Genomic DNA, 26,271 nt, shown 5'->3' on the forward strand with positions numbered 1-26,271 from the left:
AGGAGAGGAGAATGTCAAACCATTTGGTTTAATTTTATACAATATAAAAAAATAATATAGAAAAATTCAGAAAAATATGCTATTATTGTTTCTAGATAAGTTATTTAAATTTCATGGAGGTGTAATCAGTGAGTTCAGGATGTTTAGGGTGCAGTATGGTTATTTTAGTCATATTAATATTGGTTACGTTAGGTATAGTTGTAATATTGTAAAATACAACATATCTAGGTAGTTTTACTACTTAAAAAAGCTAAAAAATTGTATTAAAACTACTTGCCAAATCAAAATAAAGATGTTATAATTTTTAAGCATCGAGTTAATAACTTAAGCCGAAGTGGTGAAACTGGCAGACGCACTGGATTCAAAATCCAGCGGGGGAGACTCCGTGTCGGTTCGAGTCCGACCTTCGGCACCAAGAAAACCAAGGGTTTCAGCCATTGACTGAAATCCTTGGTTTTTGTTTTGAGGTTATTTTACTACCATTTTACTACCGAACTTTTTTGAGCTGATTTTTCTTCTGAATTTCTTTGCTACTTGAAATAAAAAAATGGAGTGCCTGAATTCTTGAATAATTACTCTAAATGGGTTTACTGTCAAAGCTGAGGAAAATAAACCTTTAGATTCAAGGAACTTTGACCAAAGGGGATATGATCTAGAGTATTTAGAGAAATTTCATAAAAACAGTTAGAATGAGGTTGAATACAGGATGAAAATTAAAAGCTGACCAATATAAAAAGGGCTCTGGAACTGTATCAAAAGCTCTTGAAAAATATTCAGAAATTATTTTTCAATATGTTTAATATCAAATGGAGAACAAACTATTTCACTGTATGGCTTTAAAATACATATATTACTTTTTTCTTTTAGAATATCAATACCGACACTTATCATAAATTATTACTTTCCTTTCATAAAAATAGTTTGTAATTGTTTCCATCCGATCTTATTACAATTCATTTTAGTTCGTTACACGAAAGCTCTTTAAAGAGTTTCAACCTGCTTAATCGAGTGTTCATAATAAGGGGGAGTTAGGTTTTTTTGACGGATGTGATTAATCCAAAATAAGCCACGCCAGACCAACCACATCCATTATTATGAAAAAATAAGTGCAAATGTTTAAGTATAATTTATTACATGCTTCAACTCTTACACTTTTATGGTACTAAATAATCCTATATAAAGTTTTTTAAAGATTTTTTATCTATGCAACTGTCAAAGACCCATGATAAAATTAAAATTAAAAGAAATATAAATTATTTAATTCAAGTACTAAACAACTTAATTTCTAATGCAATAGATTCGTATAAAAACCAGAAGAGAAGTATTGATTATGTATAACTCAACTGGTAAAATTAATATTGTAGTAAAAGACTATGGAAAAGGCATTAGAGATAAAGTTAAAAATAAGTTGTTTAAGCGTAAGGTCATAACCAAAGGTAAAGAAGGTGCAGGCCTTGGACTTTATATTTCTAAGTTTATTATAAACAGTAAATTTGATGGGACAATTAGAGTTGAATTGACTGAAGTTCAAGGTAGTTCATTTATTATTTCCAACTGGGGAAAACGGGAGAGACATTTGCATTTAGATTAAATTAGTTGAGAAAGACTTTTGATGTTTCCAAAGAAGAGCTAGGGCAGTAATTAAGTATCGGACGTACAACAATTGCTAATTATGAAAATGGTTTTAATAGGGCATAAATAGAAATGTTTGAGAAGAGGGGAACTTATTTTGGAGTGAGTACAGATTATTTGTTGTGTAAAGAAGTGAGTTTTCCAAAGGCTTACAAAAAGTATAAGTGATAGGGAGTGTTTGCAAGGAAGAAGGAAAAGGTTGGATAAATAACTGGAATCTAAAAATAATCAATACAAAAAGTAGGGGAGAATTCAAAAAGTTTTTATTTGAAGTAGTAGCTAGAGATATGTAAAGATAAAAGAAACTGTAATAATTTGATATAAATTAAAGTAAATCAATTTATTGTGTAATTATTGTATCATTATTTATGGACTTACTTAGGTCTTCTATTGCATATGGTGTTATTACACATAGAACAACTATATTAATACTATTTATGCGAGTTATATTTTATATGAGTACAAATGGCTAACTTTTTAATTGATTAGAGCATAATTTGAATTTTTAATAAAAAGGTAGTAAAATTTTACTAACACAATAAGGTAATTAAAATGGCTAGAGAAAGTAGAAATACTGACAGTGATATGTTAGTTTCTGAGCCATACCCATTAGTTATGGATGCTCCACTGTCAGCATTCGATAAAACAAGAATTGGATAAAGATAATGAGCCAGATTTTGATGAACGTATGAATAAGGCATTTCGGCATTATGAAAGTGAGAAAGCAAAGGATGACGAACAGCTCTATGAGAAATATGTTCGTGGAGGTGTCGATGTGCGGTATGAAAAACTAATATTAAGTAGTTAAGTTTTTCTAATACAGCAACAAATATTAGAGTAATACTTAAATGAGAAGGTGATAAGATGACTTTAAATAAGGATATATATGAAGATATAAAACGAATTTTGGAAAAGACAAGAGCAAAAGCTTATTCTGCTGTAAATTTTGCAATGGTTGAAGCATACTGGAATATTGGAAAACTTATTGTTGAAAAGCAGGGTGGTGACCAAAGAGCAGATTATGGTTCAAATCTTTTAAAGAAGCTGTCAAAAAAACTGTCTGAAGAATTTGGGAAAGGTTATACAGTAACGAATTTAAGCTATATGCGTCAGTTTTACTTGTCATTTCCAAATTATCACGCACTGCGTGATAATTTGAGCTGGACACATTACAGAAATTTGTTGAAGGTTGAAAATGAAAAGGCACGACAATTTTATCTTGAAGAATGTTCAAAAGCTAATTGGAGTACAAGACAGCTTGAAAGACAAATAAATTCTTTTTTTTATGAAAGGTTATTATCAAGTAAGAATAAAGAACCTGTTAGAAATGAGATTTTATTACTGGAAAAAGGTAAGATTCCAGAAGATATTATTCGTGACCCATATGTTCTTGAGTTTTTAGGGCTTGAGCACACGACAAGTTTATTTGAAAAAGATCTTGAACAAGCCCTTATTGATCACCTCCAGAAGTTTTTGCTTGAATTGGGAAGAGGATTTTCATTTGTTGCGAGGCAAAAACGAATTACTTTTGATGGAAGACATTTTTTTATTGACTTGGTGTTCTATAATTATATTTTAAAATGTTTTGTTTTGATTGATTTAAAAATTGGGGATTTAACCCATCAAGACTTGGGGCAGATGCAAATGTATGTAAATTACTATACTAGGGAAATGAAAAATGAAGGAGATAATCCCCCTATTGGAATTGTTATGTGTGCTGATAAGAGTGACTCAATTGTTAAATATACACTTTCAGAAGAAAATAACCAGATATTTGCTTCGAAGTATAAGTTGTATCTTCCTACAGAAGATGAATTGAGGAGAGAAATAGAATCAGAATGTGAATTGTTGGAGAGAGAAAAAAGATTGTTAAACTCAAAGAAAAATGATAAAAAATCTCAAAAAGGTGAAGATTGATGTTTACTAGGGAAATTATAAAAGGAAATTTACGTACCATTATGATATCACAAAATAAAATTACGTTAATTAGAAGTAATCGTGCTTTGAATTTTGATAAATACTATAATAAATCAATAATAAAACAAAGGAAACTATCTAGAAAGAAAAAGTTTACTAATATAACTTGGAGAGGAGAGATTATGGAGAAAATGTTAATAGTAGTCGGTATACTGGCGTTTATCTTTATCACAGATATATATAGGCGTTTTAAAAGGATTAGAGAGCTTAAGGACGCAATAAAAGAAGAGTATGGCCAAAAACCAATAATAAAAAAATATGACTTTGAAAAAATAACCTATTTTTGGGATGAGTATAAAAAAGTAATACCTGAAGATGAGAGAATAGATGATGTTACATGGAGCGACCTAGAAATGAACAAAGTATTTGCTAGAATTAATAGTTCATGTTCTTTTGTTGGTGAACAAATTTTGTATGCTTCACTTCATTGTATGCACAAAAACAACTTTAATATGGAATTACTAGAAGAAAAAATTAATTTCTATGAAAGTAATGATTTAGAAAGAGAAGAAACTGAATTGATTTTATGCAGGTTAAAAAAAGAAGAGGAAAGTTATTTTTTGCCTAAATTCATGTCTAATTTAGATGATTATGGCATTGGAGGGATTTTAGGATACAGGATAATGCAAATTTTATTAGTGGCGTTGCTGTTAATATCTATTATTTTCCAGAGCACAGGTTTTCTATTTTTTGCAGGGGCAGTCTTTGCGATTAATTTAATTATTTATCAAAAAGATAAAATTAAGTATGAGCTTAATCTTAATTCTTTATCTAGTGTTGTAGATGTGGTTATTGCAGGAAAAAAGATTGCTTATAATAAAAACTTGTATTATGAAAGTAAATTTCAAAATTTAAAAAAAGAAGTATCATTATTTAAAAAAATATTAAAGCGTGTCAATATTTTAAAAAATAAAAAAGATGCTTCCTTATCTGGAGATATTATATCTATAATAACTGATTATCTAATTGGAGCTACTTTAGTGGACTTTACAGGCTATCATAGTATTATAGAGTTTTTAAAGAAAAGACAAAAAGAATATATGAAATTATATGAAAAAATTGGACAAATTGATATGGCAATAACAATAGCATCTTTTAGAAAAAGTCTTTCACTATTTACTGTACCTCATTTTCATCAAGAACATGTATTAAAAATGGAGGAAATATATCATCCTCTAATTAATGACCCTGTTTGCAATACAGTTACTATAGATAAAAACTGTATTATTACAGGTTCAAATGCATCAGGTAAATCTACATTTATAAAAGCTGTTGCAGTAAATGTAATTTTAGCACATAGCTTACACACATGTATGGCAAAAAAAATGTCTTTACCATATGCAAAAATTATTACATCTATGGCAGTAAGAGATGATTTGATGGCAGGAGAAAGTTACTATATTAAAGAGATTAAGTATCTTAATCGGATAATTCAAAGCTTAAGTAAAGAGAGATTGGTTATTTGTTTAATTGATGAGATTTTACGTGGAACAAATACTGAAGAGAGAATAGCAGCCTCTGTTTCAATACTAAGATTTTTGCACAAGAAGAATTGTATTGCAATTGTTGCATCTCATGATATTGAGTTAACTAAAATATTAGCTGGAATTTGCGACAATTATCATTTTCGTGAACAAATGCAAGATAAAGATATTGCTTTTGATTATAAAATATATAATGGATCTTCCACTTATAAAAATGCAATAAAACTACTAAAACATATAGGCTTTCCTGATGAAATAGTGGAGAATGCCAATAGGTTTGACATGTGACAGCAACCATGCTCCCTTGTCACAGTGTAGTCATCTTTTTACAACAAATATTAGAGTTAAAGAGATGAAAATGGTGGAAATTATCAATAACACCTAAAATATATCTGGTTAATTTAAAGCACGTTTTAATGCTGTTAATTCTTATTCAGCAACCCAAACTTCATATGTTGTGTAATTTACAGTAAAATCTAAATTTTGCTTATGAACTCTTCAGGTTTTTGTGAATCATTTACTTAAATCCCCTTTTTTATAATTTTTTTATATTGCACCATCTAAATTTTGGTATGTCAATTTAGATGGATTTTACTGGGTTTGTGTCATTTTTGAGAGTAGAATATTAGTATATAAAAAAATGTATTGGTAGGATATTAATAAAATATATTGAAAAGTTTTAAAATTTATTATATCATTAGTTAATACTATTTAGTTTTAATTGTAAATACAAAATGTGAGGTGTATTTATTTAGTTTGATTTATGCAATTAAGGCTTTATATTACAACAAACTACTTTAGTAAATTTACAAGGGGGTACTAATATGTTCAAAAAAGGCATATCAATATTAGTTGTAATTTGTGTTATGGTGTCTACTGTAATTACAGGTTTTGCTCAAAATACTGAGGACAAGGAGAACAAAACAAATGACACAGCAAATATTGAGGAAACAAAAACTAAAAAACCAGGTCAGTTAATCGTAAAGTATAAGGAAAGTTCTTCCTTTAGATCCATGTCAAATATGCAAAAAGAGGAAAAAGTAATAAAGTCCAGCGATAATGGTTTAACTCTTATCGAAGTTGAGGAAAATGAAGTTACCAAGAAAATAGAATCTTTAAAAAAGGACGGAAATGTTGAGTATGTTGTTCCAAATTATATGAGAAAAATTTCCCGATTTCCTATAGAGAATCCAAATGATCCTGAATTTGAAAATCAATGGGGGCTTGTTAATATAAATGCTCAAGATGGATGGGTTACCATTGATGATTCAGAAGATTTAAGTGAAGTAACAGTAGCTGTTATTGATACAGGAATAGATATGTTTCATGAGGATTTAAAAGATGTAGTGGTAGAGGGATATGATTTTGTAGATATGGATGATAATCCAATTTATGGACCTATTGATGAAGAACATGCATCTCATGTGGCAGGGATTATTGCAGCAAAAACAAATAATGGTGTTGGAATTTCTGGTACCGTTGGACAGGCACCTGTTAAAATAATGCCGATAAGGGCATTTGAAGGTGCATGGGGAGAAGATTTTAATATAATTGAATCCATTTATTATGCTGTTGACAATGGTGCTGATGTAATAAATATGAGCTTTGGAGGGCCTATAGAGAGTGTTGCACTTAATGAAGCTCTAGAATATGCTCTTTCGGAAAATGTTGTAATGGTAGCGGCAGCAGGAAATAATGCTATGGATGCATTAAATGAATACCCTGCAGCATTTCCAGGAGTTATAGCTGTATCAGCTACAGACGAAACAGATGATTTGACTTCTTTTTCAAACTATGGTTCTGTTATAGATTTGGCAGCACCTGGTCAGGATATTTTAAGTACAATACCAGAAGATTTGTATGATTATTATGAAGGTACTTCTATGTCAGCTGCCTTTGTAAGTGGAGCATGTGCTCTTTTGCTTTCTAAAAATCCTTCACTTACCAGTGTTGAAATAGAACATATTCTTGCAGATTCAGCAAAGGAAATTGGTGATGCAGGAAAAGATAAAAAATTTGGACATGGACTTTTAGATATTAACGGTGCTCTTATGGTAGAGGAAGTTAAACCAAGACTTGAAATTATGAATTTAATTGATGGAGAAGTTGTTTATGATATTATTGATGTGAACACAAGATTTACATATCCTGAAAATATAGAAAAGACAGAATTGTATGTTAATGATGAACTAGTGGAGACGGTTTTTGAAAAAACAGATATGTTAAATAGCTTTGAGATTGATACGTACAACTGTAGAGATGGGGCACTTAATATAAAGGTAGTAGCTTATGAAGAGGAAAAAATCTATCAAAAAGAAGTGGAAGTACGTGTTAGAAACACTGTTTATACAGGATTGAGGGTTAAATTAACTCATGATGGAGAGCCTGTTTCTAATGGCTTTATTAAAGTGTGGAATAAATATACAACAGTTGATGGTGAAACTTTCTATGATTTTGTTCACCATGGGGTTACAGCAAAAAATGGTGTAGCTGTTGTACCAGGCACTGATGCCCCTAATGGTAATACATATGTGATTGTTGCAGATTATGCCCTAGAAAGTGAAGGAGATTATTCAAATGCAATTATACTAGAAGAGGCAATTGCACCTGACATAGTAGAAATAGATGGAAAAGACCTTGTGCCAGTTACTGTTAATACAGGGCTTGATGATGAGCAATCTGTTTTTGGGTCGTATAAGTTTCCAGAGGCAGAAAATTCAATTCAGTTTAGCATATTACCAAATACCTCAGGTGAGTTTAAAGCTTTCTTAAGTAAAGGAATATATTCTTTTGAGGTGGTTACACATAAAACTGAGAGTAATAAGGAATCTTCTGAAGCTATATTTATGTTAAGTGAAAAAAATGTATTAATTGACGGAAAAGATACCGTTGTAAATATGGAAAGTGATAAAAGCAAGCTTGCTAAAATTAATAACAGTTATAATAGCATATATGGATTTATGCCTTCTCAAATGTTTATTTCTATGAGAGATAAAGATGTCATGTTGAGTAAAGGAGTTGTTTTAGAAGATGTTTATAACATTCCAGAAATATATGTAACACCGGGAGAGTACATTTTTGAATATGATATTATGGGAAGTAAGGGAACCGATGAAATTTTTATGTTTTTAGAAGGAGAGGCGGTTTCTTTAAAAGAGGGAGAAGAAAAACTATTGGCCGTTGGAGGAATATTTACGGGAAAAATCCAAACGGATAAAACTGAATATATACCAGGAGAATATATTGATATTGATGCATCTTTAACTGATAGTCAGGGAAATAAAATTATATATGCAGATTATATGAATTTTGATCCATTTTTTGTATTTAGAAACCAAAAGTCTGTGTTTTACAGAAAAGATAATAAGAAAGTAGGATTAAAACTTAAAAATAGTTTATTTGAAGTTCCAGCAGAGCCTATAGAGTACGAGTTTAAAGATCCTGCGACAATTGAACTTATTGACAGCAAAAATAATGTTGTGAAAAGTATTCCAAAGCATTCTATTAGCTGGATGGATTTTGACTTAGACCAAAATATTTTAAGTGGGGACTATAGATTAAAAATGATTGTTGAACTTCCATATCTAATTCAAGATGAGACAGATATAAGTGTTAAAAGAGAAGCAAAAGAAGATGCAGTTAAGTTTAATATAGAACTTCCTGGAGAAAAAAAAGCAACAATGGCTACTATCGAAGCAATAAATATAGAAACTGGAGAAAGTTTTTATCAATGGGGAGATGATCTTTTAGATGGAGAGATGTTTCTTTCACTGCCAGAGGGAACCTATAAAGCAGCTGTTTATTCTCTTACTTCTGATGGAGATCAGGTGATGTATTTAGAGGATATAGATTCTCCAGGTGAATATAATTTATATCCTGACCAGCTTGAAAATGTTAAATTCTCAGTAAAAGATGAAAATGAGAATGATATTGAAGGTATTGTTGATTTTAAAGTGGTATTTCCAGATAGTGAAGTTCCATTAAACTTTTATTTATCCAGTTATCATGGTGAGGGAGAAGCTGAATACTTTATTACAAAGGGAGTCTACAACATAGTTGCAGAAGTTTTGTCTTATGATACTTATAATACAGAGTGTATTATATTAAAAGAAGAAGTTTTTATTGGTGATGATGCTAATAATGAGAATGAGACTAAAAGTGGATGGAGAAGTAGATCGAGAAATAGATGGAGAAATAGATGGAGAAGTAAGAAGGAAAGTGATGTGAAGAATAGTCAACAAACCATTGAGTTTAAAATGGATAATCTTACAGAAGTAAGTTTGGATAGCAGGTCTGATGGTGATGAAGCTATTATGACAATTAGTGATCCAAAAACAGGATTAAGTGCCTTTGTGTTTTTGGAAAAAAACAACTCTTTTAAAATTTCAAAGGGATTCTATGACATAGAGCTTATATGTGAAAAGATAGAATATGGAAATGCATATTCATATACTTTAAGTTCTCAAAGGGATTTTTCTAAGGATAGTACCCAAATTGGTTTTGGAACAAAGTTTAGCATATCAGTTAATCCAGACAAGACATACTATAAAAAGAACGATATATTAAGTAGCAAGCATTCAATTATGGATCGATTTGGGAATAAGCTTATCAGTGCAGGTTCTTTAAATTACTTTTATTTTATATTTGATGCTATAAAGCAATCAAAGGGAGAAAATAAAATAAAACAAGACAATGGAAAATATCAGGTTTTTGATGTAAAAGAAAAAGAATATATAGAAGTTCCATATGATATAAGGGCACCTTTTATTTATATTATAAATTCAGAGGGGGAAATTGTTCTTTCTAAAAAATCTGTAGAACACTACACAAATTCAGAGATAGAGATTGAAAAGAGCTGGGCAAAAACAGGTGACTACAACATAAGACTTACAATAGATGTAGATGCTGATGGCAGTCTCTCAGCAGAATCACCTTTTGAAATAAGGTAATATTTGTTAGGTTAATGTGAAAAACATGGATACCTATTCCAACATCTACAGAAATCTATAGACTGGATGTCTTCAGTTGTCTAGAATAATGATGGTTAAGGATAGATAAATATATATTTGGATAATATAGAAAAGAAGTTTAAATTTCAAATTTATGTAGGGAGATGTGTATATGAATTTAAGAGGAAGTAAAACATATGAAAATTTAATGAGAGCATTTGCAGGGGAGAGTCAGGCGAGAAATCGATATAATATCGCTGCATCCGCCGCTAAAAAGGAAGGTTTTCAGGTTGTTGAAGCTGTATTTAATTACACTGCAGACCAAGAAAGAGCACATGCTAAGGTGTTTTATGAAAAACTTAAAGAAGTTGCTGGAGATAATATAAATATTAGTGGAGGATATCCTGTTGATTTGTATGACAGCACGGCTAAAGCCTTAAGAGCAGCTCAACACAATGAACTAGAAGAATGGGATAAAGTATATAAGGAATTTGGTAAAATAGCAAAAGAAGAGGGTTTTACATCAATAGCTTATGTTTTTGAAGGTATTGCAAATATTGAAAAAACTCATGCTGATAGATTTGGAAGACTAGCTGATGAAGTTGAAAATGGAACTATTTTTAGAAGAGATGAAGAGATAGCATGGATGTGTACAAATTGTGGGCATATTCACGTTGGAAAAGAAGCTCCTAAGGTATGTAGTGTTTGTCAACATCCCCAAGGTTTTTTTCTTCCATTTGCTGAGTCTTTTGCACAACAATGATGTTGGGGAAAAACTAGTCTAATCTACTTTTTATCTATTGTCACCTTTACCTAAAAATAATAGCATAATATAAATTGTTTTAAACTAAGAACTTAAGAAGCTATTTTTCTAGAATGCCTTACATCATTGTAGAAAATAGCTTCAATTTATAAGAGCCTTTTTCATCTTATAAACCTCAGGTGGGTTAGAGTTTGCACATGAAGTTCCGATGTTTAACTTTATCTAAACGAGTTTACCTTAATTTATATGTAAGTAGCTGATGTGATACATTAAACAATTCATTAAGTTTTTTTACTTTTTTATCAGTACCTTTTAGGGATCTTTTTATTATAATAATCAAAAAAATATTGACAAAAGGGAATTTTCCTTGTATTATTGTATTAAGTGCTTAATACAATAATACAAGGAGTGATGAAATGGCTTGGGATCTTAAATCAGATCGCCCGATTTATGCCCAGTTGGTTGAACAAATTGAATTAATGATTTGTTCAGGGGAATACCCATCAGGTTCAAAACTTCCATCAGTTCGAGACCTTGCAAAGGAAGCTGGGGTAAATCCAAATACCATGCAAAGAGCTCTTGCAAAGCTTGAAGAAGATGGTCTTTTGTATACCAACCGCACAAGCGGAAGATTTGTAACGGAGGATAGAAAAATGGTTGAACAGATTAAAAACAGACTTGCTAAAAAACACATTGAAGATTTTTTGAACAAGATGGCAGAACTGGGTTTCGATAGTGAGGACGTTGTGTCCAGTTTATTAAAAATGGCAAAGGAGATGAAAGAATGAGTAATATTTTAGAGTGTAGCAAATTGACTAAACAATTTGGAGCTAAAACAGCTTTAAATAATATTAGTGTTAACATTCCTAAAGGAAAAATAGTTGGACTTTTAGGACCTAATGCAAGTGGAAAAAGTACTTTTATTAAAATTTGCAATGAACTTTTGACACCAACAAGTGGAGAAGTATTGATTGATGGATGCAAACCTGGAATAGAAAGCAAAAAAATCATTTCATATCTTCCAGAAAGAACATATTTAAATGACTGGATGAGGGTTAAGGACATTATTGATTTTTTTGAAGATTTTTATAAAGATTTCAAAAGGGAAAAAGCCTATGATATGTTAAAAAGACTTAACATAGATTCTAATGACAAATTAAAAACAATGTCAAAAGGAACAAAGGAAAAGGTTCAACTTATATTGGTTATGAGTCGTGAAGCCCGACTGTACATGTTAGATGAGCCTATTGGCGGAGTTGATCCTGCAGCTAGAGACTATATACTAGACACTATACTTAGCAACTACAATGAAGAGTCAACAATTATCATATCAACTCATCTAATTTCAGATATAGAAAAAATTCTTGATTACATTGTTTTTATAAAGAATGGTGAAATAATTCTTACAAAAACAGTTGATGAGATACGAGAAGAAAGTAGAAAGTCTGTGGATGCACTATTTAGGGAGGTGTTTAAATGTTAGCAAAACTTTTGAAATATGAATTTAAAGCAACGGCTAGATTATTTATACCCTTGTATGTTGCACTGCTGGTATTTACATTAATTAATAGAATGTTTAATATTATTGACATTATTGATAATACAGTTGAAATAAACATTAAACTTATGCTAAGTATTGTAAGCATGATTGGAAACATTGGTTTAATTGCTGGAATTGGTGTAATGACTTTAGTTATTATGATTCAAAGGTTTTATAAAAGTTTGTTAGGTGACGAAGGATATCTCATGTTTACTCTTCCGGTTAAAACCTGGGAGAATGTTTTGAGTAAGCTTGTCACAGCAGTTTTTTGGACATTATCAAGTGTTTTTGTAACAATAATTTCTGTTATAATTATAAGTAATGTTGAAAATATATTTGAGAATTTAATTAAAATTATTAATGATATAAATTATGGGTTTGGAATAGCAGGATTTGTTTCGATACCAGCATTTTTTATCATAAGCATTTCTTCGGCTATTCTTATGTTTTATACTGCTATCGCTCTAGGACACCAGTTTACTAAGCACAAACTTATAGCATCTTTTGGAATGTTTTGTGCTTTATATTTTATTAATTCCATTATTTACACATTGGTTTTTCTGGTATTTGGAATAGCAATTGATTTTGAAATTCTTTCAAATCTTTTGGACTATTCAACATCAATGCATCTAAAGACAAATATTACTGCGTTACTTTTCTCTTTATATCCTCTAATTATAGCAGTCGTACAGTTTTTGGTGATAAATTTTATTTTAAAGAAAAAATTAAATTTAGAGTAATTCAATATTGCTCTGAATTTTATATAAATACATCCCCAAACTTTCCCAAAATTCTATCTTTACTTATGGTAGAGTTTTGGGGATTTAATTTTATAAAAATGTTGGGAGAAAGTGAAATTAAATAATTGTAAGATGAATTAAAATGTAGTAATATAAATATATAGGCTAAAATTTAAAATAGTAAGTAGTTAAATAAAAATGATATTCAACCTTTGTATAAAATAACTAAATGTAATTTTTAGACAATGCTAATAAATCAAGAAATCTTTATCGTTAATCATGTTCTATGTACAAAGTTTATTTTCAATTTATTATATTAAAAATCAACTTTTATTGCGTTACATTTAAAAATGATGTTATAACATTTTGATGTGTGCAATAAAAGAGAATTATTACAATAATTTTTAATTAAAGGAGGAGAGTTTTATGGTTTAAAAACATATTTTACGTGAAAGCTGCTATTTTAACAGTGGTTTTTCCTTTGATGTGTTGAAATTTTTTTTTTAAAAACCAAAAGAAAACAGCTTTTAGCTGAGAAAAATTAGAAAGGGAGAGATGAAATGAAAAAGGGGAATTTTTTTTCAAAAAAAGCAAATGCCTTGATTATTGCTGTTATTATGCTTGCTGTAGCAGTTAGTCCTATTGGAAATATGGGAAATACTTTAGCACAGTCGGATTATAATTATGCAAGAGCTTTGCAGTATTCTTTATTTATGTATGATGCAAACATGTGTGGAACAGGTGTAGATGAAAATAGTTTGTATAACTGGAGAAGTAATTGTCATGTTTATGATGCAGAGCTTCCACTTGATTCTACAAACACAAATATGTCAGAGAGCTTTATAGAAGAACATATAGACATACTTGATCCTGATGGAACAGGAACAGTTGATGTTGCGGGAGGATACCACGATGCAGGTGACCATGTTAAATTTGGAATGCCTCAGGTGTACTCTTCTGCCACTGTTGGTTGGAGTTATTATGAATTTAGAGATGCTTTTGAAGAAACAGGAAGAGATGATCATATAGAAACAATTTTAAGATATTTTCATGATTATTATATGAAGGTTACATTTTTAGATGATGACGGAGATGTAGTTGCATTTTGTTATCAAGTAGCTGATGGTGATATTGACCATGCTTACTGGAATGCTCCTGAAGTTGATGATATGTTTAGAAGAGGGTGGTTTGCAACTGAAGAATTACCTTCAACGGACTGTATTTCTGGGGCTGCTACATCACTTGCAATAAACTATTTTAATTTTAAAGACACTGATCCAGAATATGCACAAAAGAATCTAGATTATGCAATAGCTTTATTTGACTTTGCATATTCTAATGAACGAGAAGTTAATGATGATGGACCAAAGGGATATTATACTTCAACTAGATGGGAAGATAATTACTGTTGGGCTGCAGCATGGCTTTTCCTTGCCACAGAAGATGAGTTTTACTTAGATGAAGCATTTAAATACTATGACTACTATGCACCTTCTTGCTGGACACATTGTTGGAATGATGTGTGGGTAGGTGTAGCATGTACTTTAGCTTACATAAATGATTTGTATGATAAAGATAGTGAAGAATTTGAAGACAGATATAAAGAAGCTACAAACAGAAGTCCTTACGAGGAGATAAATTTTTGGGGTGAGGTAGAAAAACTAGTATACAATTGGATGAATGGTATAAATATTACCATAACACCAGGTGGATATACATTTTTAAATGAGTGGGGATCTGCTAGATATAATACTGCTACTCAATTTGCAGCCTTAGTGTTTGACAAGCATAATAATGGAGGTCCATCTGAATACAGTGAATGGGCTAAATCGCAGATGGATTATTTATTAGGAGATAACCCAAATGATCTTTGTTATGTTGTAGGTTTTAGTGAAAATGCTGTAAAGTTTCCACATCATAGAGCTGCATCAGGTTTGCCGTATTGTGAAGACCCATCTCCTCATAGATTTGTACTATACGGTGCATTAGTTGGAGGTCCTGGTGAGGAAGATCAACATATTGATGAGACAGCAGATTATATCTACAATGAGGTAACTATAGACTATAACGCAGCATTTGTAGGTGCTGCTGCTGGTATTTACACATTCTTTGGAGATGAATTAATGGAAGTTGAGCCTGATTTTCCGCCAGACGAAGATTTATATGATGATGAAGATGGTGGTGGTGGTACAGAATACTGGGTAGATGCATTTGCAACTGAAATAGTACAGGATGATGGACCGAAGGCTACGGAAGTTTCTTTCTATGTTGGTACAAATGCAAGACAGACTTCTGACAGTATTTCAGTTAGATATTATTTTGATGCCAGTGAAATGACCTCTCTTGAGCAAAATGATATTGAAATGAGAATACTTTATGATCAGACAGCAGCAGAAACAAATTATGAAGCTGAGTTTACAGGACCACATCATTATGATGGGGATATATATTATGTGGAAGCAGTTTGGGATGGTTTTGTAATTGCAAATTCAAATAAAATATTCCAGTTTGCTCTTGGCACCTATGCATGGGGAAATTATTGGGATCCAACTAATGACTGGAGTTATCAAGACTTAAAAATTGAAGATTGTAATTTTGAAGGCGTACCGGAGAGAACAGACTATATCTGTGTTTATGATGATGGCGTTCTTGTAGGAGGTATTGAACCAGATGGAACCACTCCTGAAGGAACAGATCCAGAGGATGAGGATGAGGATGAAGATGAAGATTTAGATGAACCAGAGTTTATATATGGAGATTTAAATGGTGATGGTATTGTAGATTCAACAGATGCTGTTTTGTTGTCAAGATATATTCTTGAAATAAGTGATCAACTTTCTGTTCCAATAGAAGTAGCTGATTTAAATGGTGATGGTGAAATAAATTCTACCGATCAAATGCTTCTAAGTAGGTATCTGCTAGAAATAATAGGCGAATTTCCTGTAGAAAGTAATTAATGAAATACAACCGTTATTATGGAGGTTTTAATATCAGGTAAGATAATGATTTAGGTGAACCCTTAGGGTTCACCTAAAGTTTTAAGTGTCAATTTTTTTAGAGTATTATTAGTGGTGGTAATTTATGTTATTTTACTTATAGAGTAGAAAGTGCTAAAATGGTTTTGTGAAATTAAAATAGGGAGGGCTCTATAGTGAGATACACTAAATTTGGAGATACCGGAGTAAATATTTCTAAATTGGGATTTGGATGTATGAGATTTCCCATGATAAAGATTAATGATAAAGATGTAGTTGATGAAGATAAAACGATAGAAATGATTAAAAGAGCGTATGAATTAGGTGTGAATTATTATGATACAGCCTATTTTTATTGCAATAATTTAGGAGAGAATGCTTTAGGAAGAGCCTTAAAAGGAATACGTGATAAAATTTATTTATCCTCTAAAAGTCCAAGTCACCTTATAAAAAAAGAGGGTGACTATAGAAGAATGCTCGAAGAACAGCTTAGAAAACTTGATGTGGAAGTTATTGATTTTTATCATTTTCACGGAATAGGGTATCAAAGTTTTATTGAAATAGATAAAAAATCAAACTGGCTAGATGAAGCAATTAAAGCAAAACAAGAGGGATTGATAAAACATATTTCTTTTTCTTTTCATGACAAGCCGGAAGAAATGAAAAAACTTATTGATTTAAATGTATTTGAATCTGTTTTGTGTCAGTATAATGTAATTGATAGAAGTTGTGAAGATTCTATACGATATGCAAAGGAAAAAGGACTTGGAGTGGTTGTAATGAGTCCAGTAGGAGGAGGGAGAGTATCAGGACTTCCTAAAAATGTTGCACATAAGCTTGGACTTAAAGTCAACAGTAATGCAGAATTAGCATTAAGATTTGTTTTTGCAAATGACAACATCCATTGTGCCCTATCAGGAATGGGTGATATTAACATGGTTGAAGAAAATGCAACCACTGCATCTAATGCAGAGACTTTGTCAAAAGATGAAGTGGATGCCATAAATAAAATGATGAAAGAAAATGAAAAGCTTTCAAAGCTTTACTGTACTGGGTGTGGGTATTGTATGCCATGTCCTAAAGGCGTAAATATACCTCATATTTTTAAGATGATGAATTACTATAGAGTCTATGGAATTATAGACTATTCAAAAGATGAGTATGCAAAGATAGGAACAAATCCTTGGATTGAAGGAAAAAGAGCTGATGCATGTAATCAGTGTGGTGCATGTGAAACTAAATGTCCACAAAAAATACAAATTAGAAAGCAGCTTAAAGATTGTCATGAAGCTTTAGGATAACGAAAAATATATGCAAAAATAGGTGGTTTGTGTATAAAAGAAGAAAGTATTAACCTTTCTCTGATGTGAGTTTTAATGAACTGGTTTAGCTAAAGCTAAGCATCGAGGCTTCAGGTGGAGTTTTAGAATAAGATAAAAAATAGTTGTACCTTTGATTTGTGTATGGAGGAGATTAGAGTGGATAATAGATTTAGCAAAAATGACAGCATTATTTATAAAGAAAAAAATGGAGTTGAACTGATACAGTTTAAAAATCTTCTAAAACATAAGAACATTACCCATTGCTTTACAACAAGAAATGGGGGAGTAAGTAAAAATGAATACAAATCTTTAAATATGGCATTTAATAAAAATGATAATAAAAAATATGTGCTAGAAAATTTTAAAAGGGTGTCAGAAGCAATTGATATTGATATTGAAAATATGGTGTTTTCAAATCAAGTTCATGATAGTAAAATAAAAATAGTTAATGAAAAAGACAGAGGTAAGGGAATAGCAAGGGAAAGTGATATTATTGGATTTGATGGTCTTATTACAAATGTAAAAAATGTAGCATTGGTTACTTTTTTTGCAGACTGTGTTCCAGTGTTCTTATATGATCCTGTAAAAAGTGTAATTGCATTGGTTCATTCAGGATGGCGTGGTACAGTGAGAGAAATATCCAAAGTGGCAGTGAAAAAAATGAGACAATATTTTGAAAGCAATTATGAAGATATTGAAGTGGTTATTGGACCTTCCATAGCAAAGTGTTGTTTTGAGGTTGACCAAAAGGTGTTTGAAGAGTTTGAAAAAGAGATTAGTTGGAGTACTTTATATTCTAAAAAGGTTAAATCAAAGTGGTATATAAATCTTCAAGCTGTTGTGAAAAATTCTTTGATTCTAGAAGGAATAAGAGAGGAAAATATTTTAAACAGTGGTGTGTGTACAAAATGTAATAAAGATTTATTTTTTTCCCATAGAGGAGATAAAGGTAAAACAGGAACATTAACAGCTATGATGCAGATAAATTAAAAGTAAAAGGGTGGTACTATTGAAAAAGACGATGCTTGTTATTATATTGATTATATTAAATATACAGTTTACATCATGTGATTTTTATATGGATGGTTTTTATGAAGATTTAGACAGTGATGAGCAATTGGACTTTGTTGTAGATGATGTAGTAGATGAAGGACCTGTTAAAGGGGGGCAAATAAATTTATTTTCTACTCCTCCTGATACATTAAATCCAATATTAACAAAAAATGCCTACATCGTTGATTACTCGGAGTTTGTTTTTGAAAGTTTAGTGGATTTAGACAAGAAACAAAAGCCGACTCCTTTATTGGCAGAAAACTGGGAAGTATCAGAAGATGGGCTTATGTGGACGTTTTATTTAAGAGATGATGTACGTTGGCATGACAACATACCTTTTACGGCAGATGATGTGGAATTCACGTTTAGTGTAATTTTAGACGATGATGTTGACAGTCACTACAAAAACAATCTTGAGAATGTAGAGTCCTATTATGCTGAGGATTTCAAAACTTTTAAAGTAAAACTGTATAAGCCTGATTCATTTACACCAGAAAGGATGTCCTTTCCTATTATACCAAAGCATTATTACTATGAAGAGGATATATTGACAACTGATAAAAATTTCAGTCCAATAGGTACAGGACCATATGTTTTTTCTGAGTACAAAAAAAATGACCACATATTGTTAGAAAACAATGAAAAGTGGTGGATGGGAATAGAGAAAGGTGAAGATGGGGAAGATCTTCCATATATTTCACAAGTTAACATAAAAATATTTGAAAAAAACAGCTCGGTAGGTGATGCATTTCAATCTAATCAGGTTGACGTTGTTCATATGAACAGAAATGCGTGGATTAGATATAATGGTAGAATGGATATATCACTTAAAAGGTATCCTAGTAATGAATTTGAATTTATTGCTTTTAACCTTTCAAATGATATCTTAGAGGAAGCTAAAATAAGAAAGGCAATATCTTATACAGTAGATAGAGCTAAGATAATAAATGATATTATGCTAGGAGAGGCTGTAGCTTCAGAATTTCCTGTTATACCCGATACGTGGATGTATGATTCAAATGTTATTTCTAATGAAGTAAATGTAAAAAAAGCTAGAGAGCTTATTTTAGAAAGTGGATGGGAAGAAAATGATGATGGTTTTTTTTCAAAAACAATAGGATGGAGGGATACTCCTTTAGAGCTAGAACTTCTTGTAAATGATGATAATGATACTAGGCTAAAAGTAGCAGAGGAAATAAAAAATCAACTTAAAAATGCAGGCATTATTATCGAAATAAATAGAGTAAAGTGGGATGAGTTAAATAAACGAATTGAAAATGGGAATTTTGATATGGTTTTTATTGGCTGTAATATAACGCCGGTAGCAGATCTTTCTTTTTTGTACTCATCTGAAGAAATAGAAGATGGTTTAAATATAGCAGGATACAGTAGGGAAGCTGTGGATAGTTATTTAGAACTGATTTTAAAAGAGAGTGATTATTCCAGAAAGAAAGCGTTTTTTATAAATTTGAGAAACGTAATAAATCAGGACGTGCCTTATTTAGGATTATATTTTTATAATGATGCAGCTTTATATAATAGAAGAATACGAGGAAATTTAAATCCAAGCATATGGACAAAATATGAGGATTATTCTAAATGGTATATACCTTTTTAAATTGATATTATAATTTAGCAATGTCTTAGCATTGACATAGAGCCTTTGGACATATATAATCTTAATGACACTAAAGAGAGGATATGGATGATATGACTTGGATTTTAATAATTATATTTGTTATTGCACTTGATCAATTTACAAAGTATCTGGTAATAAACAATATTGAAATAGGAGCTAGCATTACAATGATAGAGAAATTTTTCTATCTTGTACATTGGAGAAATAAAGGTGCTGCATGGGGAATTATGCAGGATAGAACCATTATTTTAATCGTAATGACTATACTTATCTCAATATTTTTGGTGTTTTACATGTACAAAAATAATAATAAAGTATTGAGAATTTCCCTTTCTATGATACTTGGAGGGGCGATTGGAAATCTTATTGACAGAGTGTTGAGGCCAGAAGGTGTAGTTGATTTTTTAAATTTCTATATTTTTTCATATAATTTTCCTGCATTTAATGTAGCAGATACTTTCATTACTGTTGGAACTATTATTTTGGGAATTTATATACTTTTTATCTATAAAGAAGTTGAAGCGTAACAACTTATAGCTTTGGAATGGAGTGTTATGAAAGAAATAATTTTTGATTCACAAGAAAATGGAATAAGAATTGATGCTTGGCTCTCTAAGAATCTGAGTGAGTATTCAAGGTCATATATTCAAAAACTTTTGAAAGATAAAAATGTTTTGGTAAACGGAAATGCTGTAAAGCCAAATTATAAGATAGCAGAAGGTGACCATATAATACTAAAAATCCCCAAACCTCAGGTTCTTGACGTTGTGGCAGAGGATATAGACATTCAAGTATTGTATGAGGATGAAGATATACTTGTTGTTAACAAACCAAAGGGTATGGTTGTTCATCCAGCAGCGGGAAATTACTCGGGTACACTGGTCAATGCATTGATGGCTCATTGTGGAGATGATTTATCTGATATTAACGGAGTGATACGCCCGGGGATAGTTCATAGAATTGACAAGGAAACCTCCGGGGTTCTTGTTGTGGCTAAAAATAATAAGTCCCATGAAATGCTTTCAGAAAAGCTAAAAAACCATGACATAAAAAGAGTTTATGAAGCAGTTGTACATGGAATCATAAGAGAAGATAAAGGAAGAATAGATGCACCTATTGGAAGACATCCTGTTGACAGAAAAAAGATGGCTGTAAACACTAAAAATGGTAGAGGTGCTATTACGCATTTTAAGGTTTTAGAGAGATTTAAAGAGTCAACTTATATTCAGGTTACATTAGAAACTGGAAGGACACATCAGATACGTGTACATATGTCCCATGTCGGGTATCCAATTATAGGTGACAGGGTTTATGGAAAGAAAAATGAAAAATATGAAATAGAGGGTCAGACACTTCATGCAAAAGTATTGGGGTTTGTACATCCTTCAAAAAATAAATACATGGAGTTTGAAGCTCCACTGCCGCCTTATTTTAGTCAATTGATAGAAAAAATTAAAGGATAAATTTGTGAAGCAATAAATTTTTATTTTTAGATAGTTTTTTAATTGATTTTTTTAAAAAGTTTGTGTTTAAAACTCAGCAACAGTTCAAAATTTCTCAACCTTAAAAAACATTTTCTGTTGATGTATTGATTTTTAAAATAAAAAAGCCCTGTTTTTAAGGCTTCTGCAAAATTTATATATTATTTAGCTGTGAAAAATCTAAAATCCAAGATAGTTTTGACAAAAAAAGATAAAAAACTATTGACATTAATTATATATATATAATTGTAACCATTAAAGGTTTTAAATACTAAACAATTTAAAAATTATTCTGTGCTAAAGGCTAAATGATAACTTTATATTAAATAGTTATCAAAGAGTCTTTTCATATAACAATCTCTAATGAAGATTCCCGGGCATTTTTGTGAGAATTGTAAATTTAAAAAATGGAGGTCATATAATGAAAACTATTAAAGTACTTTTAGTTACAGCAATGATATTGTGTACTTCTTTAATGAGTGGTTATACCTTTACAAATAGTATAGACTTAGAGGAACAAAAAGAAGCTTTATTGATTAAAGATAGGATAGAAACAAGGCTCAATAGTGAAGATGTGGCAACAGTTTCAGAGTATGATTTGTATTTGGATTTAGTAGAAAAAACTGATTCAGAGTTAAGGGAAGCTGGATATACAACTGATCAAATAAAAAGTCTTAGAGAATTTGATTATTCTGAAGAAATAGAAAAGAAAGCACAGCTTGACGAAAAAGAACTAAAATCTTTAGGATATTCAAGTGATAGGATTGATGCTATAAAAAGTTTTGATGGCACAGAAGCAAGCATCAGGAGTGGAAGTGCCCAATTAACTTTTGTTCTTTATGAAGAAAATTCGTATAGCTCAAGTAATTTTTCTTTTGTTGATTTAGGGGTTTATTGGACTTGGGATTCTACTCCACTGTGGGGATTTACAGATATAATAGCAGTAAGTTGGAGTGATGGTATGTATTGTGATACATCAAATACAAATAATACCAGAGAATGGTTTTATTGGCATAGAGAAATTGATGATGTATATATGGATTATTCAACTAAAGAACTTACTGCAGAATTAAATGCTGGTGCATATGTTAGAGAAAAAATATCCAAAAACACAGGGAGCGTATGGAATCCTAAGCCTGAAGACTTTCATTATTTAAAAAACGGAGCGATGCTTTTGAGAATCCATAAACAAGCTTATGTGCCTGAAATAGCTGTTTTAGCTAAATATGGTCACTCAACAATAACTATATCACCTAGTGTTACTTTTTCACAATCACCTGCAATTGGAATTTCTTTTTCCATGACAATGCAAGAAGCGGGAGAAGATGATTTATACGTAAATTTAAATAATTAAATTAAATAAAACATATAAATATCTTAGAATTTATTATATAATAAATTCTAAGATATTTATTGTATATTTTAAATAATTTTTTGTTAGGAGTGACTAGGTTTATTATGATTAAATACAAACAAATAATAACAATAGTATTAATATCAATTTTTCTTTTCACCTTAATGAGTTGCAACCCTTTTAGACCACTTATTCAATACTCAACAAATAAAATTGATATTAATGAGGCTGATGAAAGTTTAAAGAGGTGGATAGAGTCTCTTGACTTAAAAGAAGAAGGAAATATATATTTAATAAAAAATGTAGAAGATCGTAAAACAACAGTTTATTATGTTTATATAAATGGAATTTTTGAAGGAAATCATAGAGGAACTAATATAAGACCAATACAAGATGAAGGTATTGAAATTTTATTTAGTGCAGAAGAGCCAATGGAAGCTTTGTTTGAAATAACTGTAGAGGATAGAAGAATGGAGTATTTTGACATACGTGGTGACAAATATCCTATTGAAGAAATAGCTGAATTAGACGATGAATTAGATGAATAGTAATTTTTTATTCATCTAATTTTTTTAATGGATAAGAAAGTGAATTGCTTTCTTATCCATTAAAAAAGTCTACCGAAAGGCTGTACTTTAAAAAATTGCCCTAGCCTTAAATCGGTGAAGCCGACTTTTTTATAATATTCATACACATCTCGAAAAATCTTACAAAAGAAAAAATTAGTTTATGAATTTGTTGTAAAACTTATATTATAATTCTTTTCAAGAGTTAGAATTTATGCTATAATGCTATCTGTAAATGTGTCACAGTATGAACTTACATAGGTATTTAAGTGTACTAAAATTAGAGTAAATACTGTTAATTAAAAATATAGGAGGTATAAAATGAAACATATTAAAGTTATAAACAAAGGTATATTGAAAGAGAGCATGAAAAAGGGAGGATGTGGCGAGTGCCAGACATCCTGTCAATCAGCTTGTAAAACATCATGTACAGTGGCAAATCAAAGTTGTGAAAAAAGATAATTTTTTTTGTAAAAATTTAAATTTTCCATAGACACTGTATTGAACCCGCAAATTATTTAATTGGTATTGTGGGTTCAATATTTTAAGAGAGGGTGCTTAGCAATTACTAAGCATTCATAAAATATTTTTCTATATGTTGTTTTTAGGGGACAAGGTATATTAGAGGGAGATAAAAAAGATATGATTCACAAATATAAAATGCATGGCAGCAACATGGTTCTTGACGTTAACAGTGGTGCAGTACATGTTTTTGATGATATTTCATTTGATATTTTAGATTATTATAATGAATGTTTAAGTAATGAGATTGTTGAAAAGCTATCACATAAGTATGATGAAAAAGAAATTAAAGAAGCTTTATATGAAGTTGATGAGCTAAAGTCTAATGGACTTCTCTATTCAAAAGATCCATATGAAAAGTATGCACCTTCTTTTGATAGTGAGTCTGTTGTAAAGGCTCTGTGCCTTCATATAAGCCATGACTGTAATTTAAGGTGTAAGTATTGTTTTGCTTCTACTGGAGATTTTGGTGGAGATCGAAGTATGATGAGCAAAGAAGTTGGTATAAAGGCCATTGATTTTTTGATTAAAAATTCAAAGAATCGAAAAAATCTTGAAGTTGATTTTTTTGGTGGGGAGCCAATGATTAATTTTGACGTTGTTAAAGAAATTGTGGCTTATGGAAGAAAAAAGGAAAAAGAGTATAATAAAAATTTCAGATTTACCCTGACAACAAATGGTCTTACACTAGATGAGAATAATATGCAATATATAGATGAAAATATGCATAATGTTGTTTTAAGTGTTGATGGAAGAAAAGAAGTTAATGATAAAATGCGTTTAAGAGTCGATGGTACTGGCTGTTATGATGATATAATGCCAAGTTTTAAAAAGCTTGCAAAAATGCGAAAACAGGATAATTACTATGTAAGAGGAACTTTTACAAGTGAAAACATTGACTTTTCAAATGATGTTTTGCATTTAGCAGATGAAGGTTTTGAGCAGATATCTATAGAGCCTGTAGTTGCAGGGAAAGAGACAGGTTTAGATTTAAAAGAAAAACACTTGTCTAAAGCTTTTTCTGAATATGAAAAATTAGCCTTTGAGTATGTAAAGAGAAGAAAAGATGGCAGATGGTTTAACTTTTTTCACTTTATGATAGATTTATCTCAAGGACCATGTATAATAAAAAGGATTACTGGCTGTGGAGCAGGGCATGAATACTTAGCAATAACCCCTACAGGAGATATATATCCATGTCATCAATTTGTAGGAAATGAAGAGTTTAAAATTGGCAATGTAAAAAATGAAAAAATTTACAATAACACCATTCAAAAATATTTTAAAAGCTCTAATGTCTATACAAAAGATGAGTGTAAAAATTGCTGGGCAAAGTTTTACTGTAGCGGTGGATGTGCTGCTAATTCATATCAGTTTCACAGTGATATAAATATTCCCTACAAAATAGGATGCGAGCTTGAGAAAAAAAGGGTTGAATGTGCTCTTTGGATAAAAGCTCAGGAAATTATGGAGTAGGAATAGGGATGTATAAGCTTTTGGAAGGAGTTGGTTTATCTGAAGAAAATAACATCACTTCAAAAAGGAGGGTTTATGGGGTTTTTGACGTTAGAAGAAATAAAAAAATGTGAAGAGGTTATTACTTTTCTTGAAATAGCAGATAAGCAGCTGGAAGGCTTAGGCTATACAGAGCACTCATACAGGCATGTTGGACTTGTAGCTTGTGCTGCAGGGGAAATATTGAAAACTCTAGGTTTTGAAGAAAGAAAAGTTGAACTTGCAAGAATTGCAGGGTATCTTCATGATATTGGAAATGCAGTAAATAGAATTGATCATGCCCATTCAGGAGCCATACTTGCATATAATATCCTGACTAAGATGGGGATGAATTATCGTGAAGCAGGAGAAATTATGCTTGCTATAGGCAATCATGATGAAAATACTGGTACTGCTGTAAGTGTAATATCAGCTGCTTTAATTTTAGCAGATAAATCTGATGTTCATCGCACAAGAGTGAGAAATAAGGATATTCCAACGTTTGATATTCATGACAGGGTAAATTATGCTGTAGAGAACTCAAAGATTTATGTTGACAAGTGTAAAATGCACGCAATATTAGAGCTTCAGATAGATACAGATATATGTCCTGTAATGGATTATTTTGAAATATTTTTAGGTAGAATGACTATGAATAGAAGGGCAGCAGAGTTTTTGAAGTTAAAATTTAAGCTTTTAATAAATGGAATACATTTACTATAAAGCCTTAAAATGCTACACACATAACTTATTATATATATTGACTTATACATTGGTATG

Annotated in this window: 19 protein-coding genes and 1 tRNA gene; all 20 read left to right on the forward strand. The window is 30.9% G+C overall.

Annotation, left to right across the window (positions count from 1 at the left end; all coding sequences use genetic code 11):
* Window positions 1–328: 328 nt before the first annotated feature.
* The 20 genes from RBH29_RS12310 to RBH29_RS12405 all read left to right on the forward strand — a co-directional run bounded on the left by RBH29_RS12310 (window position 329) and on the right by RBH29_RS12405 (window position 26,214).
* A tRNA-Leu gene (locus tag RBH29_RS12310) sits at window positions 329–415 on the forward strand.
* A gap of 915 nt (window positions 416–1,330) precedes the next feature.
* A complete protein-coding gene (locus tag RBH29_RS12315; RefSeq protein ID WP_306697220.1) occupies window positions 1,331–1,591 on the forward strand; it encodes an ATP-binding protein in 261 nt (86 codons plus the stop codon).
* Between the two features lie 905 nt (window positions 1,592–2,496).
* Window positions 2,497–3,549: a PDDEXK nuclease domain-containing protein gene (locus RBH29_RS12320; protein ID WP_306697177.1), complete on the forward strand. Its 1,053-nt coding sequence runs from the start codon at window positions 2,497–2,499 to the stop codon at window positions 3,547–3,549.
* Between the two features lie 182 nt (window positions 3,550–3,731).
* Window positions 3,732–5,381 (forward strand): MutS-related protein, encoded by a 1,650-nt coding sequence (locus tag RBH29_RS12325; RefSeq protein ID WP_306697178.1) that lies wholly within the window; start codon window positions 3,732–3,734, stop codon window positions 5,379–5,381.
* Between the two features lie 536 nt (window positions 5,382–5,917).
* On the forward strand, window positions 5,918–10,042 hold the full coding sequence (locus tag RBH29_RS12330) for a S8 family peptidase (protein ID WP_306697179.1): 4,125 nt from the start codon (window positions 5,918–5,920) through the stop codon (window positions 10,040–10,042).
* Between the two features lie 172 nt (window positions 10,043–10,214).
* Complete coding sequence (gene rbr, locus RBH29_RS12335) at window positions 10,215–10,805, forward strand: rubrerythrin (RefSeq protein ID WP_306697181.1); 591 nt, start codon at window positions 10,215–10,217, stop codon at window positions 10,803–10,805.
* Between the two features lie 416 nt (window positions 10,806–11,221).
* A complete protein-coding gene (locus tag RBH29_RS12340) occupies window positions 11,222–11,593 on the forward strand; it encodes a GntR family transcriptional regulator (RefSeq protein WP_306697182.1) in 372 nt (123 codons plus the stop codon).
* Window positions 11,590–12,288, forward strand: coding sequence for an ABC transporter ATP-binding protein (locus RBH29_RS12345; RefSeq protein ID WP_306697183.1), 699 nt, complete (start codon window positions 11,590–11,592; stop codon window positions 12,286–12,288). Before RBH29_RS12340 ends, RBH29_RS12345 begins: the two co-directional genes overlap by 4 nt.
* Complete coding sequence (locus RBH29_RS12350; RefSeq protein ID WP_306697185.1) at window positions 12,282–13,085, forward strand: ABC transporter permease; 804 nt, start codon at window positions 12,282–12,284, stop codon at window positions 13,083–13,085. Before RBH29_RS12345 ends, RBH29_RS12350 begins: the two co-directional genes overlap by 7 nt.
* Window positions 13,086–13,645: 560 nt before the next feature.
* A complete protein-coding gene (locus tag RBH29_RS12355; protein WP_306697186.1) occupies window positions 13,646–16,042 on the forward strand; it encodes a glycoside hydrolase family 9 protein in 2,397 nt (798 codons plus the stop codon).
* Window positions 16,043–16,236: 194 nt separating this feature from the next.
* A complete protein-coding gene (locus RBH29_RS12360; RefSeq protein WP_306697187.1) occupies window positions 16,237–17,361 on the forward strand; it encodes an aldo/keto reductase in 1,125 nt (374 codons plus the stop codon).
* A gap of 177 nt (window positions 17,362–17,538) precedes the next feature.
* Entirely contained in the window at window positions 17,539–18,372 is an 834-nt protein-coding gene (pgeF, locus tag RBH29_RS12365; RefSeq protein WP_306697188.1) for a peptidoglycan editing factor PgeF, read from the forward strand.
* A 19-nt stretch (window positions 18,373–18,391) separates the two neighbouring features.
* A complete protein-coding gene (locus RBH29_RS12370) occupies window positions 18,392–20,053 on the forward strand; it encodes a peptide ABC transporter substrate-binding protein (protein WP_459076780.1) in 1,662 nt (553 codons plus the stop codon).
* A gap of 83 nt (window positions 20,054–20,136) precedes the next feature.
* Window positions 20,137–20,601: a signal peptidase II gene (lspA, locus tag RBH29_RS12375; protein ID WP_459076781.1), complete on the forward strand. Its 465-nt coding sequence runs from the start codon at window positions 20,137–20,139 to the stop codon at window positions 20,599–20,601.
* Between the two features lie 27 nt (window positions 20,602–20,628).
* Window positions 20,629–21,537 (forward strand): RluA family pseudouridine synthase, encoded by a 909-nt coding sequence (locus RBH29_RS12380; RefSeq protein ID WP_306697191.1) that lies wholly within the window; start codon window positions 20,629–20,631, stop codon window positions 21,535–21,537.
* A gap of 439 nt (window positions 21,538–21,976) precedes the next feature.
* On the forward strand, window positions 21,977–22,909 hold the full coding sequence (locus RBH29_RS12385; RefSeq protein WP_306697192.1) for a hypothetical protein: 933 nt from the start codon (window positions 21,977–21,979) through the stop codon (window positions 22,907–22,909).
* Window positions 22,910–23,013: 104 nt separating this feature from the next.
* A complete protein-coding gene (locus RBH29_RS12390) occupies window positions 23,014–23,457 on the forward strand; it encodes a hypothetical protein (RefSeq protein WP_306697194.1) in 444 nt (147 codons plus the stop codon).
* 339 nt (window positions 23,458–23,796) lie between these two features.
* On the forward strand, window positions 23,797–23,937 hold the full coding sequence (gene scfA / locus RBH29_RS12395) for a six-cysteine ranthipeptide SCIFF (protein ID WP_306697196.1): 141 nt from the start codon (window positions 23,797–23,799) through the stop codon (window positions 23,935–23,937).
* A gap of 180 nt (window positions 23,938–24,117) precedes the next feature.
* The gene (gene scfB, locus RBH29_RS12400) at window positions 24,118–25,473 is read left to right on the forward strand and encodes a thioether cross-link-forming SCIFF peptide maturase (RefSeq protein ID WP_306697197.1); all 1,356 of its coding nucleotides are present in this window, start codon (window positions 24,118–24,120) and stop codon (window positions 25,471–25,473) included.
* Window positions 25,474–25,548: 75 nt separating this feature from the next.
* On the forward strand, window positions 25,549–26,214 hold the full coding sequence (locus RBH29_RS12405) for an HD domain-containing protein (RefSeq protein ID WP_306697198.1): 666 nt from the start codon (window positions 25,549–25,551) through the stop codon (window positions 26,212–26,214).
* Window positions 26,215–26,271 lie beyond the last annotated feature (57 nt).

This window comes from Herbivorax alkaliphila (assembly GCF_030848475.1).
GTDB lineage: Bacteria > Bacillota > Clostridia > Acetivibrionales > Acetivibrionaceae > Herbivorax.